This window comes from Streptomyces sp. NBC_00286 (assembly GCF_036173125.1).
Lineage (GTDB): Bacteria > Actinomycetota > Actinomycetes > Streptomycetales > Streptomycetaceae > Streptomyces.
On the sequence record NZ_CP108054.1, the window covers coordinates 2,539,713 to 2,556,047 of the forward strand.

Annotated in this window: 11 protein-coding genes and 2 pseudogenes; 7 read left to right on the plus strand and 6 right to left on the minus strand. The window is 68.4% G+C overall.

The annotated features are described in order from the left end of the window. Positions 1–15: 15 nt before the first annotated feature. Positions 16–915: an aminoglycoside phosphotransferase family protein gene (locus OHT21_RS11490; RefSeq protein ID WP_328768175.1), complete on the minus strand. Its 900-nt coding sequence runs from the start codon at positions 913–915 to the stop codon at positions 16–18. A gap of 663 nt (positions 916–1,578) precedes the next feature. Continuing rightward, the gene (locus OHT21_RS11495) at positions 1,579–2,631 is read right to left on the minus strand and encodes an aldo/keto reductase (protein ID WP_328768176.1); all 1,053 of its coding nucleotides are present in this window, start codon (positions 2,629–2,631) and stop codon (positions 1,579–1,581) included. 105 nt (positions 2,632–2,736) lie between these two features. On the opposite strand from OHT21_RS11495, the gene OHT21_RS11500 reads away from it, so the two are divergent. The 4 genes from OHT21_RS11500 (at position 2,737) to OHT21_RS11520 (ending at position 6,944) form a co-directional block, all read left to right on the plus strand. Next, a complete protein-coding gene (locus OHT21_RS11500) occupies positions 2,737–3,354 on the plus strand; it encodes a TetR/AcrR family transcriptional regulator (protein ID WP_328768177.1) in 618 nt (205 codons plus the stop codon). Positions 3,355–3,831: 477 nt separating this feature from the next. Next, entirely contained in the window at positions 3,832–4,059 is a 228-nt protein-coding gene (locus tag OHT21_RS11510; RefSeq protein ID WP_328768178.1) for a type II toxin-antitoxin system VapB family antitoxin, read from the plus strand. Then, a complete protein-coding gene (locus tag OHT21_RS11515; protein ID WP_328768179.1) occupies positions 4,060–4,476 on the plus strand; it encodes a PIN domain nuclease in 417 nt (138 codons plus the stop codon). A 1,259-nt stretch (positions 4,477–5,735) separates the two neighbouring features. After that, positions 5,736–6,944 carry an IS110 family transposase gene (locus OHT21_RS11520; protein ID WP_328774046.1) on the plus strand — a complete coding sequence of 403 codons (1,209 nt, stop codon included), beginning with the start codon at positions 5,736–5,738 and terminating at the stop codon, positions 6,942–6,944. Between the two features lie 161 nt (positions 6,945–7,105). Here the strand turns inward: OHT21_RS11520 and OHT21_RS11525 are convergent, their stop codons facing one another. From OHT21_RS11525 to OHT21_RS11540, 4 genes and pseudogenes are all read right to left on the minus strand, one after another. Continuing rightward, positions 7,106–9,037 (minus strand): protein kinase domain-containing protein, encoded by a 1,932-nt coding sequence (locus OHT21_RS11525; RefSeq protein WP_328768180.1) that lies wholly within the window; start codon positions 9,035–9,037, stop codon positions 7,106–7,108. Positions 9,038–9,071: 34 nt separating this feature from the next. Beyond that, a pseudogene (locus OHT21_RS44645) lies at positions 9,072–9,536 on the minus strand (protein kinase domain-containing protein); the annotation flags it as partial. An 879-nt stretch (positions 9,537–10,415) separates the two neighbouring features. Next, positions 10,416–10,592, minus strand: a pseudogene (locus OHT21_RS11535) (IS701 family transposase); the annotation flags it as partial. A 220-nt stretch (positions 10,593–10,812) separates the two neighbouring features. Next, positions 10,813–11,049, minus strand: a complete 237-nt coding sequence (locus OHT21_RS11540) for an IclR family transcriptional regulator domain-containing protein (RefSeq protein ID WP_443050345.1) — start codon at positions 11,047–11,049, stop codon at positions 10,813–10,815. A gap of 36 nt (positions 11,050–11,085) precedes the next feature. On the opposite strand from OHT21_RS11540, the gene OHT21_RS11545 reads away from it, so the two are divergent. The 3 genes from OHT21_RS11545 to OHT21_RS11555 all read left to right on the plus strand — a co-directional run bounded on the left by OHT21_RS11545 (position 11,086) and on the right by OHT21_RS11555 (position 16,087). Beyond that, on the plus strand, positions 11,086–12,588 hold the full coding sequence (locus OHT21_RS11545) for an MFS transporter (RefSeq protein ID WP_328767497.1): 1,503 nt from the start codon (positions 11,086–11,088) through the stop codon (positions 12,586–12,588). A gap of 144 nt (positions 12,589–12,732) precedes the next feature. Next, positions 12,733–14,076 carry a DUF6177 family protein gene (locus OHT21_RS11550; RefSeq protein ID WP_328768181.1) on the plus strand — a complete coding sequence of 448 codons (1,344 nt, stop codon included), beginning with the start codon at positions 12,733–12,735 and terminating at the stop codon, positions 14,074–14,076. A gap of 694 nt (positions 14,077–14,770) precedes the next feature. Continuing rightward, positions 14,771–16,087: a hypothetical protein gene (locus OHT21_RS11555; protein WP_328768182.1), complete on the plus strand. Its 1,317-nt coding sequence runs from the start codon at positions 14,771–14,773 to the stop codon at positions 16,085–16,087. Positions 16,088–16,335: the final 248 nt, after the last annotated feature.

A 16,335-nucleotide genomic window follows, 5' to 3' on the forward strand; every position in this document is an offset into this window, starting at 1 on the left:
ACGCTATTGGCCGAATCAGCCGATGAGAGCCTCGGTGATCTGACGGGTGGTCTGCGCGGCGACCCGGGAGTCGACAGCAGCGTAGGAAATGTGGGCGTTCAGGGCCGTGGCCAAGGCCCAGCCGCGGCCTCGGGCCCAGGTGGCGTCATCCACGCCGAGCGCGGCGCGGAAGGCAGCCCGGGGCCCGGCCGACATCAGGGTGAAGGCGATGGTCAGGTCGCAGGCCGGGTCGCCGATGCCGAGCTCGCCGAAGTCGATGACCGCGCTGAGGCGGCCGCCCGCGGTCAGCAGGTTGCCGGTGTGGAAGTCGCCGTGGAACCAGACCGGCGGGCGATCCCATGCGGGGGCGCTGATCGCCGCGTCCCACAGTTCGGTCATGGCCGCGGTGTCGAACGCGCCGTCGACCTCCGCGAGGGCGGCCCGTGTCGCCCGGTCCCGTGCGACCAGTGACCGGACGGTGAGATCGTCGCGGGCTCCCTCGGCCGGGATCCCCTCGGGTGCGAACCGTTGGAGGGCGGTCAGGAACCCGGCGAGTTCGACGGCAGCCTCGTACGAGTCGGCCAGTGCCTCGACGGTCGCCACCTCGCCGTCCAGCCAGCGGGAGACCGACCATGGCCACGGGTAGCCGAAGTCGGGTTCCCCCACCGCTACCGGGACAGGGACGGCCAGGGGCAGGTGCGGGGCGAGCCGGGGCAGCCACTCGGACTCCTTCCTGGCCTGCCCGATGGCGCCGGCATGGCGGGGCAGCCGGACGGACAGCTCCTCGCCCAGCCGGTGAATCACATGGTCCGAGCCGGCCGGGTCGAGCAGCCGCAGAGGGAGCCCGGCCCACTGCGGGAACTGAGTATCGACCAGGCGCCTGACCAACGTGGCGTCGATTGCCGGGCGGGCGTCCGGTTTCCTCTCGGTTGCCAAGAGCAGCTCCTGAAGTCGGCCCACTCCGTACGGCGGGCAGTCAGGGCCATCACAGTGCGTCGCGCACTCGCCTGTCGACCGGATTTCTCCCCGCCGTCATCTGCTACGGGACTCCGCGCGCCAGCTTCTCGAAGCTGGCGCAGCAAGTCCCCTGAACCCACTGGTCCATCCCTGAAAGTGGCCGCATCGAACACTCGGGCTCGACCTTCGCCTCGACCATGCCACCGCGATGGCCGGGCTCGACCGCATGCTGAACCAGCGGAGCCAACACCCGTGCCCGCCTCGACCGCCGTTACGAGGGCCGAGTACGGCCCGCGTCCATCGGCCTCGCTCGCCCGCGGGAGATGCAACAGCTGTCGACAGTGGTCGACTGGCTAGCCATGTATGTCGACGCGCTCGAACAGCAGTTGGGCGCAGAAGGGTTCCGGCTCGACGGACGCCGATGACCGGCTGCGGAAGTGGTGGCACGCCAACGACCTTGACGACGAAGGCCAGTTGACCCACCTCGACGCCCTGATCGCGGGCCATGAAACCGGGGCCTCGCGTAATCGGCTGTCGCGCATTCCTCGGTGTGAGGTCTCGTGGCCACTGTCCGTGGTCCACGTGGGCGCCGAGTTGGCGGACATGGAGGCGCGGCTGCAGTCCAGCTACTTGATGCCGATGTCATACAGCAGGCGGAGGCCCGACAACTGCTGGGTTGAGACGGGCGAAGCCTTCCTGGCGCTGGTAGGGAAAGTACGGGTAGGGCGCCGTCTTGCTGCTCACGGCATCGAGTTTCGCCATCTGGTCGGGCGTGAGCGTCCAGCCGACGGCGCCGAGGTTCTGCCGAAGCTGCTGCTCGTTACGGGCGCCGATGATGACGGAGGAGACGGTCGGACGCTGCAGCAGCCAGTTGATGGCGATTTGCGGAATGGTTTTGCCGGTCTCCTGCGCAATCTCGTCGAGGGCGTCGACCACGCGGTAGAGGTGTTCGTCTTCGACCGGCGGGCCGTAGTCCGCGGTGTGGTGCAGTCGGCTATTGGCCGGCAGCGGCTGGTCGCGGCGGACTTTCCCGGTGAGCCGTCCCCAGCCGAGAGGGCTCCAGACGAGGGCTCCGAGGCCCTGATCCAGCCCGAGGGGCATCAGCTCCCATTCGTAGTCGCGGCCGATGAGGGAGTAGTAGACCTGATGTGCGGCGTAGCGCGGGTGGCCGTACCTCTCCGCGACCGCAAGGGACTTCATCGCCTGCCACCCGGAGAAGTTGGAGATGCCGAGGTAGCGGACCTTTCCTGCTCGTACGAGAGTGTCGAGTGTGGACAGGACTTCCTCGATCGGTGTGCCGGCGTCGAAGGCGTGCAGCTGGAACAGGTCGATGTAGTCGGTGCCCAGCCGGCGCAGGGCGTCCTCGCATGCGGTGATCAGACGCGAACGGGAGGAGCCCGCCTCTCCTGGGCCGTCGCCCATCGGCAGGCTGGTCTTGGTGGACACGATCACCTGATCCCTGCGGCCCCTGATCGCTTCGCCCAGCACCTCCTCGGAGGCGCCGCTGGAGTAGACGTCGGCGGTGTCGAACATCGTGATCCCAGCGTCGACACAGATGTCCACAAGGCGGCGTGCTTCTTGCGCATCGGTGTTGCCCCAGGCACCGAACAGCGGTCCTTGGCCGCCGAAGGTGCCCGCGCCGAGGCTCAGTGCGGGAACCTTGAGGCCGGATGCCCCCAGTCGCCTGTATTCCATGGCTGCTCCTCTCTCGTTGTCCAACCTGGCTAATGGTTCTAGAGTTCCGTTAGCTTGCCTCTCAACGTAGCAGGCGTACGCCACTAACGAAACTGGAGTCCCTTTATGGGGTCTGAGGGAGCGGATCCGGGAACCGTCCGTCCCGGAGGGCGCACGGCGCGGGTGCGGGCGGCGGTGCTGCAGGCGACTGGTGACGCCTTGGCGGAGCACGGCTTTACCCACCTGGACCTCGCCGACATCGCGCGCCGTGCCGAAGTGGGCAAGACCACCGTCTACCGCCGCTGGGGAACCGTGACCCGCCTGGTGGCCGACCTGCTGGTAGACATGGCCGAACAGTCACTGCCGCGCACCGAGACCGGCTCGCTGCTCGGTGATCTCAAGGCCAACGCCCGGCTCGTGCAGCGCACCTTGGCCGACCCGCGGCAGGGAGCCCTGTTCAAGGCAGTGATCGCGGCCGCCACCTGCGAGGCGAAGACGGCCGAGGCCCTGCACCGCTTCTACGACATCCGCGTCAAGGAGTGGGCACCGTGCGTTCAGCAGGCCATCGACCGGGGCGAGGTGCCTGAGGACACCGATGTCCACGAGGTGATCCGCGCCGTCTCCGCCCCCCTCTACTACCGCCTGCTGACCAGCGGCGAGAGCCTCAACGAAGCCGCCGCAGACCGGGCCGCCGATGCGGCCGCAGCTGCTGCGCGCGCGGGAGCATACCTGCGGGGTGTATGAGGTCTTTGCGTGACCGGCACCCCGCATCCGTCGCTGGGATGCGGTCGGATGTCCGGCGGCACCCAGCGCCCGGATCCGCCGACCGGTGTGCGCGATCACCGCCAACACATACAGCCGCGCCCCAGACAGGGTGACTGTCCCGAAGAAGTCGCAGGCCAGTAGGGCATACACCCGGCTGGGGTTCTCCCGCGCCATGCGCAGCACCAGGACACCGGCCTGAGTGCACCGGCGGCGGGGCTCCAAGCCACCGCCCACCCGGCCCCTCCTGACCTTCCAGCCATACCGACCGAACCAGCAGAGATCCAGCAACGGGAAACCCCGCCCAGCTTCAACCACCCGGGGAAGCGTTCTGACCTGCAGGAATACCGCGGCCCGCCACTCGATCCAGCAGGGATCCAGCAACCGTCACGCCAACCGAAAACGACACCACTTCACGCTAAAATTTGGTGTCGTTTCGATGAGTGAGAGGAGTCACTGATGGCTCGAACCATGATTGACCTCGATGACGAGATGGTCGCACAGGCCAAGGAGATCTACGGAACGAAGACCAAAGCCGCTGCCGTACGGGCCGCGGTGGAGGACGCCGTCAAGCGTCACCTTCGGCAGCAGTTCATCGACGCTGTCAAATCAGGCGATCTCGACTTCAGCGAGATCGTCGAGGAGACAAAGGTGCCCGACTCCGCCAAGGACGCGAAGGCTGCCTGAGTGAACGCCCCGTTCCTGGTCGACAAGTCTGCTCTCGCCCGCTGGCACCGACCGCTGGTGACCGCTGCCCTCGACCCGCTCCACGAGCGTGGCCTGCTGGCGATCTGCCCCGCCGTCGAGTACGAGCTCATGTACAGCATCCGCGGCAAGAGCGAAGCTCCCGCCGTGGCCGAATGGCTGCGCGGCTTCGACTACTTCTACGGTGACGACTGGGTCTTCGACCGCGCACTTGAGGTGCAGCGCGCAGCGATCGAACGCGGCTTCCACCGGGCCCTGCCCCTCCCCGACCTGCTCGTCGCCGCCACCGCCGAGCGCAACGACGCCACCGTACTCCACCACGACGCCGACTACGACATGATCGCAAGCCTCACCGGCCAGCGCTGCCAATGGGTCGTGGAGCCCGGAACCGCCGACTAGCCTGGCGCCGACCGGGCAATCCTGAGTGCTGAAGTTCGCGCTCCTCCCGGATCTGGCGTGGGCGAGTTCGTGCACAACAGGTTCGGTCGTCCGGCCTCATGGCGCATGATCTTGTCCGTGATATACACCGTGCCCCGCCGCCTCCTGTCACTGCCCGCGCTCCTGCTGCGTGGGGACGTCTCCAAGGAGGTGGATCTGCTCGTGCTACGCCATGACTGAGATAGCCGACCGGCGTGGAGAAGCGCCCTCCCCTCAGCTGTGCTCACTCGACCCGCCCGGCCACCACGAGTCGGTGTTCTCGGTGCAGGCGGTGCCTGTAGGTGCCGAGGCCATCATGCAGCGGACGCCTACACCGAGGAGATCACCCGGCGGCTGAGCGCCGCCGCCTACGTACACCAGGACCTGCCCGCCAACCTCCGCAACCAGATCGACGTGGGGAAAGCGGAAGCGAAGCGTGCCGTACGCGAACGCGTGCCCTGGAAAGCCTCCCCCAGCGAGCCGAACGGGTCCGCGGAAGGCGAGCCACAGGCCCCGTCGGTCATAGTCGGCGGGGAGTATGCGGCCTGGGTCCGCAGAGGCATCAAGAGTGCGGCCCGCCCTGTGCCCGCCTGTGCCTTCGGTCAAAAGCCGGTAGACGCGCTGCGACAACGCCGTGCGACACGTGCATCGGCGGTAGGCGGCCGCCGCGCTGTCTGGGCGGGCGTGAGCGGTGCGCTCACCATCGGCTGGGCAGCGCTCACCGCACCGATCGGAGTCTGGGGCGTGTTCGTGGTCGACCGGTATGCGGCCCAGCAACAGCTCAGCGCGAGGCTGTCCGGCGCCCTGCACACTGGTCCAGCGGGTGCACAGGCTCACGTACTGCCGTACGTACGCGAAGTCCGCAAGAACGGGCCACGTGATCGTTTCCTCGGCGCCGGACTCCAGGCGTGGCCGCCGACCGTCATCGGCATCGATGTGGAGCCTGCGCCGGAAGGGCAGGACGACGACGAACCGCCCCCCCGTTATGTTTTCCGCGGTCCTGCAAGAGGGCCGCTGGCCTCCGGGCCCGGCATGACTGTTCCCCCCTGTCGAAGGGATGACCTGGGGGGTGGTGTCACCGGGCCCGGAAGGTGCCGTCGGAGACGCTGATCAGAGGCCCGACCACCACCCGGTCCGGCGCAATGCCGGACAGCTCGCGGGCGGCAGGTCTGCATAACGTGGATGCGCGCGTACGACACCGCTGCCGAGGCCAGACCATGCAACTTCCCTGGAAGGGCGCGATGTTCGACACCGAAGACGTGGGCGTGTTCCTCGGCCTGGACGTCGGCAAAAGTGCCCATCACGGGCACGGGCTGACCCCGGCCGGCAAGAAGGTCTTCGACAAGCAGCTGCCGAACAGCGAGCCGAAACTGCGGGCCGTCTTCGACAAGCTGACTGCGAAGTTCGGCACCGTGCTGGTGATCGTGGACCAGCCCGCCTCCATCGGCGCCCTGCCCCTGACCGTCGCCCGCGACGCGGGCTGCAAGGTCGCCTACCTGCCCGGCCTGGCCATGCGCCGGATCGCCGACCTGTATCCGGGCGAGGCCAAGACCGACGCCAAGGACGCCGCGGTCATCGCGGACGCCGCCCGCACCCTGCCCCACGCGCTGCGCTCGCTGGAACTCACCGACGAGATCACCGCCGAGCTGACCGTGCTCGTCGGCTTCGACCAGGACCTCGCGGCCGAGGCCACCCGCACCTCCAACCGGATACGCGGCCTGCTCACCCAGTTCCACCCCAGCCTGGAACGCGTCCTGGGCCCACGCCTCGACCACCCCGCCGTCACCTGGCTGCTGGAACGCTACGGATCCCCGGCGAGCTTGCGGAAAGCCGGCCGCCGCAGGCTCGTGGAGGTGATCCGGCCCAAGGCCCCGCGCATGGCCCAGCGGCTGATCGACGAGGTCTTTACCGCGCTGGACGAGCAGACCGTCGTGGTGCCCGGGAGCGGCACCCTCGATGTCGTGATCCCGTCGCTGGCCCGCTCGCTCGGAGCCGTCCACGAACAGCGCCGGGCCCTGGAAGCCCAGATCAACGCGCTGCTGGAGGCCCACCCTCTTTCCCCGGTCCTGACCTCGATGCCAGGCGTCGGCGTCAGGACCGCCGCCGTCCTGCTGGTCACCGTCGGCGACGGCACCAGCTTCCCCACCGCCGCCCACCTCGCCTCCTACGCCGGCCTTGCCCCCACCACGAAGTCGTCCGGCACGTCGATCCACGGCGAACACGCCCCCAGAGGCGGCAACCGGCAGCTCAAACGCGCGATGTTCCTGTCCGCCTTCGCCGCCCTGCACGATCCGGCCTCCCGCACCTACTACGACAAACAACGCGACCGCAAGAAGACCCACACCCAAGCCCTCCTCCGCCTCGCCCGCCACCGCATCAGCGTCCTGTTCGCGATGCTCCGCGACGGCACCGTCTACGAACCCCGCACCCCCGAAACAGCCCCCGCATAACCGGCACATTCAGGAACAAGGCAGACACGGCAGGGTTGACGAAGGACATAGAGGCACCCCCCGCCTTTCCTCCGCCCGGCCTGGCAAGTCGGACTCCCAGGACGTGGCGGCCGCGGTTCGGCAGACGCGCGGTTCGGCCCCGTACGCGGAAGCCATGGGATTCAGCCGCTGTTGGGCTGGGTGATGGTCGCCAGTTCCTCCCACCGCTTGCCGTTGTAGCGGTCGATCCAGGCAGGAGCGTTGGTGCGGAGGGATTTGGCGTACGGGTCGCCGGCGAAGGTGTACCGGCCGAGGAGGCCCGTCACTTCGTCGTTGTTCCGTATGACCTCGCCGAGACGTTCGCGGATGTTTCCGGTGGTGCCCCCGGCGCCGCGTTCGACGCCCGGGTCGGTCAGTGCTTCAGCGAGGAGCACCGCGGCGTCGTGGATCTCCGCCGCCCCCCGTTGCGCGGGGAGTGAGGCCGCGTATGCGGAACCGTCGTCGGAAACGGTGCGGTAGCGCAGCAGTCCCGTCGGGCCGGGTGCCCGTTTCTTATCGGTCTGTCCGCAGGAGATCTCCGGCAGGTCGGGGACGAGAACCGGCCCGTCGAACTCCGCCGCAAGCCGCCACTGGTGGGAGGGCTCGCCGAATCTGACCTTGTCGTAGTCGAAGGTCTCGAACAACAGGGCTTCCGCACCGGAGTTCTTGATGCGGTCGATTTGCGCGTCGGCATCCTCGTAGAACTCCGTCATATGAGTAACGGCGACTCGCACACCTTTCCCCTGAAGGGCAGAGCGGAGTTCCGGCCCGAACGTGCTGGCCTTGTTCATGATCATGAGCGCCACGGACCGAACGTTACGGACGTCTCCGAGGTAGGACGCGAGTGCCTTGGCGAGTGCCGACTCCGACGCGTGGAGCGGGAACGGAGCGGTGTCGGGCCAGCCCAGCGTACGGTCAGCCGCATAGTCGGTGAAGCCATCGCGAACGCCGCAGGTGTCGAACGCGATGAGGTGCTTGACCGAATCGGGGAGCAGCCGTGGCTTCTCGGCGTATGTGTCCCCGATCACCGCGAGCAGGCCGGGGTCCTCCTCCACTTCGTCCCATCTTCCGGTGCCGGGTTCGATGGCAACCACCTTGACCGGTTTCTCGATGCGGAACGATTTCTTCCTCGAGGCGAGTACGTTCTCGACGACCTTGACCATGGGGTTCATTGCCTTCGCGTCGCCGACGAGGGCAATGAGGTATCGGTCCGGAGCCTTCGGGACAGGTTCTGCAGCCTCCTCGGTCGACTCTGTGCCCTCCGCGGTCGGCTCTGTGCCCTCCACGCTCGGCTCCCGGACCTCTTCGGTCGGCTTTGGGGGCGCGCTCTGGGAGCCCGAGCTGAAGTAATCGGTGCCCACAGCCACCGCGCCCAGGGAGATCAACAGGGCCATTCCGAGGCCCCCCGCCACGAGCTTTGCGGATGCCGGAGTCGTTTCCCTGGGGTCGCGAGGTTCCGTTCCCGCCTCTCGCTCCGGCTGCGGCTGCCAGCCGAGGGGCTTCGGCTCCGTCGCAGTTTCCGCCGCGAGCGTGGCAGGGGTGGCGCGCCGGGAGGGCCCGACCGACGCCGGAGCCTGTCCGGTGCCGCGCTGCGGATTTGGGTCCGGAGCGGCTGCGGGCGGGGACTGCGACTCCGGCACGGACTCCTCGCGCACGTCCTGTGCGGTGTGCAGGGCCTCGATACGCACCCGCGCCTGCTGCGCGTCGCCGGGGCGCTGGTCCGGCTCCTTGGCCATCAGGTCCAGGATCAGCGTGTCGACAGTGGTGGACAGTTCGGCGCGGGCCCGGCTGGGGAGCAGTGGCTGGTCGTGCAGGTGGTTGTACATCACCCCGGCGGCCGGGCCGGTGAACGGGGGTCGGCCGACCAGGAGTTCGTACAGCACGCAGCCCAGGCCGTACAGGTCGGTGCGCCCGTCGCTGGGCTCCTGCCGGAACCGCTCCGGGGCCATGTACAGCACGCTGCCCACGGGCAGCTGGCCCGGCCGGGCCAGCCCGGACTCCGCCTCTGCGGCCTCCAGCAATCCCGCTATGCCGAAGTCGAGGACGACAGCCGTGCCGTCGACGCACCATGACATTGGCGGGCTTGATGTCGCGGTGGACGATTCCCGCCACGTGCGCGAGGGCCAGAGCACGACAGATCTGTCCGGCCCAGTCAAGGGCCTGCCGCAACGGAACCCGGCCCTCGGCGCGCAGCACCTGTTCCAGGGAACGGCCGACAACCAGTTCCATGATCAGGTATGGGGTGTCCCCGTCCGTACCGTGGTCGTGAACGGTAACGATGTGCGGGCTGTCCAGCCCCGCCGCGGCGCGCGCCTCCCGTCGAAAACGGCCGAGCAGCTCCGCGCGTTCCTCCGCGTCGCTGCCCTCCGGCGGAGAGAAGACCTTGAGGGCGACTTCCCGGCCCAAGTCCTCATCCCGGGCCCGCCAGACCTCCCCCATTCCACCCGCGCCCAGCCTCTCCAAGAGCCGATACCGCCCACTCACCAGCCGTCCCCGCACGGCGTCCCCCGTCCCCGTGTGCGGAAAGTCCGCAGCGTCAAGGGCAAGTGCCACCCCTGACCCCCATGTGCTCATACACGTGCGAGCGTGGGCGCGATGGTCATCAGAGCCCTGTATATGCGTATTCGTACCCACTCAGTACACCTGTACGCACGCACGAGTGCGACCCCGCGACCGGTGTGAGATGCACGTGCGTGGCAGAGTCATGCAGGCGTTCGGCTGCCCGGACGACGTCGACCACGGACTGTGCCTGTGCCCGCTGCGCCACAAGCCCATCGACAAGGGCGCCCTCGGTGATCCGCGACGCTTCGTCGGCCGCAGCCCTGCCGCCAGAGAGCCCGTCAAGGTGCTCGCGAGCCGTCCGCTCGCGAGGCCAGTCAGACCGCCGGCTCCTGGCCGCCGCCAAGCCGCACAGCCACAAGCAGGCGTTCGACGCGCTGCTCGCCGTCATCTGCGCCTCATTGCATGGCGGAGCCGCCCGCACCTGAGCACCCGCCGAAACCTGGCCTTGGCATTCGGCAAAGCTCCAACTCGCCCACCCCGACCCGTCCTGGCCTTCCAGCCACGCCGACCGCCCCAGCAAGAATCCAGCAATCGGAAATCCCACCCGGATTCAACTACCGGGCGGAAACACCCTGACCTGCACAAACACCTTGCCGCAACTCACGAATCCAGACCTTGAACGTTCCGCCGCAACGCACGGAACCGGGCAACGAATCGCCCCCTGACCTGCATAAACGCAGACCAGGGGGCGATTCGAGCCAAAACTAAACGTTGAAGCGGAACATTGACGCCAGGGCTGCCACCTGCGGATACGCCGCATCGTGTCGTACGATCCAGCGCATATCCAGCACGGTCGTGGACGCCCAGACTGCGCCCCCGAGAGGGTCATTTCCGCTGTTCAGCAGGGCCTCTCAGGGGCACCCGGCCGTAGGGCTCTCTGCACGATCTCACGGCATCCCACTTGGCCCGGCCGAGCAGATGCTGCACGCCGTCCGGGGTGGCCTCCCCGACCCACTCGGCGATGCTCCAGCAGTCCTTGCGCGGCAGGTCCGACAGCAACCCCATCACCAAGTCCCTTACCCGGCGCCGGGGTTCGACCCGCGCGAACCGGCCCGCTGTCCGGGACATCAGAACCTCGAACGCCTCCTGCCTGCGGGCAGGGTGTGCCATCAGTGGCTTATATCCGCGAAGACCCCGCGGAAGGAGCTACACGTCGGCGCACGTCGATCGAGGCAGCTGACAGATCCCGTGCTTGAGAGCCCGAGTGATTGAAAGGGCGCTGAAGCACCCCGTGACCGGGGCTACGGCCAGCCGGGGCGCCCGCCGGTCCCCCTCGGTACGAGCAGCGTTACCCCGCGACGACGGTCATCCGGTCGCCGATCTCGCGTGCCGTGTCCAGTACCTTCTGGGCGATCCCCGCCTCAGCCTCCGGGTAGACCCGGGAGGCGAAGGCGGCCACGCTCACCGCCGCCACCACATGCCCGTTGCCGTCCCGGATCGGCGCTGCGATGCTCACCACGTCAGGGTCCGGCTCGCCGCGGGTGACCGAGTAGCCGAGGCGGCGGATCCGGCCCAGGCGTTCCATCAGCGCGTCGACGTCGGTGAACGGAGTGGCCCCGCCATGTCGTTATCCACCGGCGAACCCACCAGCATTCCGCACGAGTCAGGACCTTCGTCCCCGCGGTCCTCGCGGCGGTGGTGGGCGCTGGCCGTGATCGCTCTGGCCCAGCTGATGATCATGCTGGACGCCACCATCGTGAACATCGCGCTGCCGTCCGCACAGGCCGACCTGGGCTTCTCCGACAACGACAGGCAGTGGATCGTCACCGCCTACGCACTCACCTTCGGCAGCTTGCTGCTGATCGGGGGGCGTATCGCCGATCTCTTCGGCCGCAAGGAGACCTTCCTCGCGGGTGTCGTCGGTTTCGCCGCCGCCTCGGTGCTCGGCGGAGCCGCCGGCAACTTCGAACTCCTGGTGCTGGCCAGAGCGCTCCAGGGTGTCTCGGGTGCCCTGTTGGCGCCGGCGGCTCTCTCTCTGCTGACGACCATCTTCACCGACGTCAAGGAACGGGGCCGGGCCTTCGCGATCTTCGGTGCCATCGCGGGCGCCGGCGGGGCGCTCGGCAATCTGCTCGGCGGCGTGCTGACCGAGTACCTCAACTGGCGTTGGACCCTCTACATCAACCTGGCGTTCGCGGCGGCGGCGTTCCTGGGCGGTCTGCTGCTGATCGAGCGTCAGCCCCGGGCGGCCCAACGCGCCAAGCTCGACGTCCCCGGCGCGGTGCTGGTCACCCTGGGACTCTTCGGCCTGGTGTACGGGTTCTCCAACGCCGAGTCGCACGGGTGGGGTTCTCCCGCCAGCTGGGGTCTGCTGGTCGGGGGTCTCGCCCTGCTCGCCCTCTTCACGTACTGGCAGTCGACGACGGACCGGCCGCTGCTACCCCTGCGCATCCTCCTCGACAGGGACCGGGGAGCCTCGCAGATCGCCATTCTGGTCGCCACCGGAGGCATGTACGCGGTCGCGTTGTTCCTCGCCTACTACATGCAGCAGACGCTCAAGTACACCCCGGTCGAGGCGGGGCTCGCCTTCCTGCCCATCCCGGTCGCCCTGGTCGTTGCCTCCGGCCTGGCCGTGGGGGTCCTAATGCCCCGGGTGGGGCCGAAGATCGTGATTCCCCTCGGGATGGCGCTGCTGGGCGTGGGCATGGTCTGGTTCACCCGCCTGGAGCTGGACAGCACTTACGTCGGAGGCATTCTGCCGCCGCTGGTCGTCCTGGGCCTCGGTCTCGGCATGGTCTATGCGCCGGCGATCGACCTGGCCACCTACCGGGTGCACGAGGACGACTCCGGTGTGGCCTCTGCGGCGGTCAACACCACGCAGCAGATCGGTGGTTCGCTGGGGATCGCCATCCTCAACACGCTCGCGGCGAGCGCCGCGGGCAGCTATCTCAGCAGCCGGCAGGCCACGCCCGAGGTGGTCGCCGAGGCGGCGTTGCACAGCTACTCCACCGCGTACTGGTGGGCAGCCGGCCTCGCAGCCGTCGGCCTCGTCGTGACCTTCCTGCTGTACCGCCCCGGCGTTCGGGAAAAGTCCCCCGACGCGGCGAAGACCGTCGCCATGTGACGACCTGCTCCACGAAATCCTCTCCATCCTCGAACAGGAAGCAGCCCCCCGGGGGGCCGTCGCACACCCGCGCTGACGGTCACGCCTCGGGGGGCTGCTTGGTCGGGCGACCCTTTCCGCGGCCACCGCAGAAAACGAGCACCCGTGACCAAGGACGTCATCGCCCTCACCCCGAAGATGCCCGACATCCACACCGTGCTCGCCGGGCTCCTCGCAGGTGGCCCCGACCTGGGCATCAACACCCTCGCCGAGGGAGCCGTCGTCCAGCTCTGCTCCCCGGGCGGACGCCCCCTGCTCTCCGTCGAAGCACCCCTTCTGGTCCAGGTCCCCGGCGAGGCCGCCCGTCTGCTCGGCAACGAAGTCTCCGTTCCCGAGGGCCCGTTCTGGTGGACCGAAGCCCGCGCCTCCACCGCCGTCGCAGAAGGCGAGCAACTCGCCGGCTCCTTTGCCGGACGCCTGGCCGCCGTCCTGGGCGGCACCGTCTGGCCCCCGCGGGCCGCCCACACCCACGTCGTCCCCCTCACCCCCGAAACCGCCACCGCCGCCCCCTCACCCGACGCGGCACCACCGGCCGTCGACGCTCTTACCGACCAGGCCGCGGTCGTCATCCAGGACCGCCCCCTCATCGCCATGACCAGCTGGCTGGCCGACGCCCTGCCCACCCGCACCGCCCTGCACGGCCACCCCAACCGCTGGGTCATCCAAGACCCCGACCACGGCTACTACGACGGTCTCTCCGGCGCCCAGCTCCACTGGCAAGACGGCGCCTTCGCCCCCACCCGCGACGAGAACGGCACGGCCTCCACCGACAAGGCCTTCGCCCCGGCGTCCGACAGCGGCGAACGCCAGCTGATCCTCTCCCTGCGCACCCGGCACCCCGCCGACCAAGACCTCACCCTCGGCCACGCTCTGGAAACCGCCTGGCAGCACCTCACCGGCACCCCACCCGCCGACTGGAGCACCGCCGAACCCGTCAACCTCCCCTGGAACACCCGCCAGCTGACCGACCTCGCCCGCAGCCGCGCACCCCAGCCCACCTGGCTGATCGCCGTCGGCCACCCCGACCGCCCCGCCCTCGCCACCCTCCGCATCACCCGCACCCCCGCCGGAGTCGAGGAAGACATCACCCTGACCCTCGGCTACGGCAAGGACGAGACCGCCCCCCTGGACGCGATCGCACCGCTCGCCGAGACCCTCACCGCCCAGCACGGCCTCACCACCATGCTGACCTCGCTCCGGACCGCCCGCCGCGACCTGACCGTTCCCCCGCATTTCGAGACCCCGCCCATCCCCGTCTCGTTCACGCTGGGCTCGGACGCGGTCAGCGACATCGGCCTCGCCCACGCCCGCCGCCCACCCCTCAACCTCACCCCCGTCCAACTCGGCGCCGCAGCCGCACCCGCCCTCCACTACCCACTCGGCGACGGCATCGACCCCCGCACCTGGAGCACCCTCCAACAGCTCACCCAGCACCTGAAGCAGACATAACAGGCCCAGACCTGGACGCTTGGTCGCGCAGCCGCCACGATGCGACTGGGCGACCGCCAGGAAATACGCCTCGTACCTCAGCCGACCGATGACCGAGTTCGTTCGTACTCCAGTTGCTGCCCCATGGTGGGCAGGGTCGGTTTTCAGGCTGCGAGCGACCATGCCGGCCTCGCACCGCTGCCGCAGCAGCCTCATATCGCACCCCGGGCCGCTGGCCCACCACCTGTGGTTCCGAAACGTGGGGCCGCCCTATCCCCAGGTCGCGCACCGAATCCACGAGGCACTGCTCGGCCGTCCGGATCGTTTCCTCGATCAGCCGACCGCCTCGCGCGGGCGGCGCGCCCGCGTCCACCGCGATGCATTCCGCGATCCCCTTCATCACGGCCGCGCCCGTGAGGTACCACGAGGTTCGAGCCGGCCCTGTCCGAAGGAAAGAGGAGGCTCGACACACCGGGGTTGCGGCAGAAACCGACTACAGCGAAGTTCGAACGCCTGTGGAAAACGCTCGCCTGGCGACGGCCCTGAGCGTTCCGACAGCGCCCACTGCGGGCAGCTCGGAGTAGATGGCAGGGGCCGCCTTTCAGCGGGGGTGCGGTCCGGCGGACCGGGTGCACGACGCCGAGCACTGTGGTGTTCTGGAAGAGTCCGAGGGTCCAGCTCGGGGTGGGCCACCGCACTTACGGAGCCACTGGACATGACACGGAGCGTCTGCCGAAGCATCGCCCTCGCCGCGGCTCTGGTGGTGCCTGCCGGGCTTTCCGTGAGCCTGCCGTCCGCAGCTGCCGTCGCAGCGACATGCCCGGTGCACTTCCTTGGTCTGCACGGCTTGAATGAGGAGAGCGATCTGCACTCTCCGCCCATCAACGCGACCTGGAAGACGTTCGAGTCCGCGGTCGCCGCGAAGGCGGACCAACCGAAGCGGGATCCTATCTGCGGGACCGGATACCGCGCCGGGACACTGGACCTCACGCGCCGGACCGTGGATGCGCTGAACGTGAAGTGCCCCGGCTCCCCCCACTGTTACTCCGGCCAGTCCACCACGCAGGGCGGGCAGTTCCTGGCCTCCAGAGTCAACACCGACTGGACCAACCGCACTTACCATTTGACCTGTGACGACATCGTCAGCAAGGCGGCGCCTGTCACAGTGCGCAACGGCAAAGGCACCGCGAGAGGCAGCGGTATCGGGGACTATGAGCGCTGGCAGGTGCAGATTCAGCGAATCACCCGGGGCACCGTGCCGCGCCTTGGTGATGTGACCGCCGTGCTGTTCTCTTGCAGCCCCCAGCCGAGCAACTTCAGCCTCCAAGAGCTGCGCGTCTACCGCACGACCGACGGCAGGGAAGTCGGCCGCACACCAACGTTCCAGGTCGCCGAACTTCCCCCGCAGTACCAACCGGACACCGTGAGGATCATCCGCGGACTCCTCCTCACAGACGTCAAGTTCTACGGATCGGGCGACACCCATGCCACCGGCCCGTCGATACTCCGACACGTCACCTGGCGCTGGGACGGCAGCCAATTCGTCAAGCAATCCGAGATCGACGCCGGGAAGCCCAAGCGGACCGATCTGAGCACACATCGCGTTACCGTCAACGGAATTGGCCCGCTGCGGTTGGGCATGAGCCGCAGTGAGGCCGAGCAGGCGATCGGAGCCCGCATCCCCGAAGGTCCGGGCGGCCCAGACTGCAAGGACCTGTCCATCGAAGGCGGTCCGGACGGACTGCTGCTGCGTTTCAGCAACGACGACCGCCTCGTCGCGGTCTATGTCCTCTCACCCTCGTCAATCTCGACCGCATCGGGAATCCACCGGGGCAGCACACGAGCCGAGATACTGGCGACATACGCCGGTGAAATCCAGGAGCCATCCACGGACGAACTCGTCTTCACCCCGAGCGGAGCACAGTTCCAAGGAAAGGTCATCACCTTTGCCATGGACGACAACGGTGAGGTAGACCGCTTCATAGCCGGGGAAGAGGAGTTCGCTGTTCCCCTGCCCTGCGGTAGCGATTGAGACCGCCGTGTCAGCGCTTCCCCGGGTGCCCTCGCCCCGGGCGCCCGCGTGAGTTGACCAGAGTCACAGAAGCGTTGTCAGTCGTCAGAGGGTCAGCGTTCGGCCGTCGTCGAAAGTCGTCGCGTCGGGAGAATGAAACTGGCGACCTCGCGTAATCGGCTGTCGCGTTTCCCTCGGTGTGAGGCCTCTTGACCACTGTCTGTGGTCGCGCTGACGCTGGCGGACATGGGAGCGAGAGGCCGTCACCA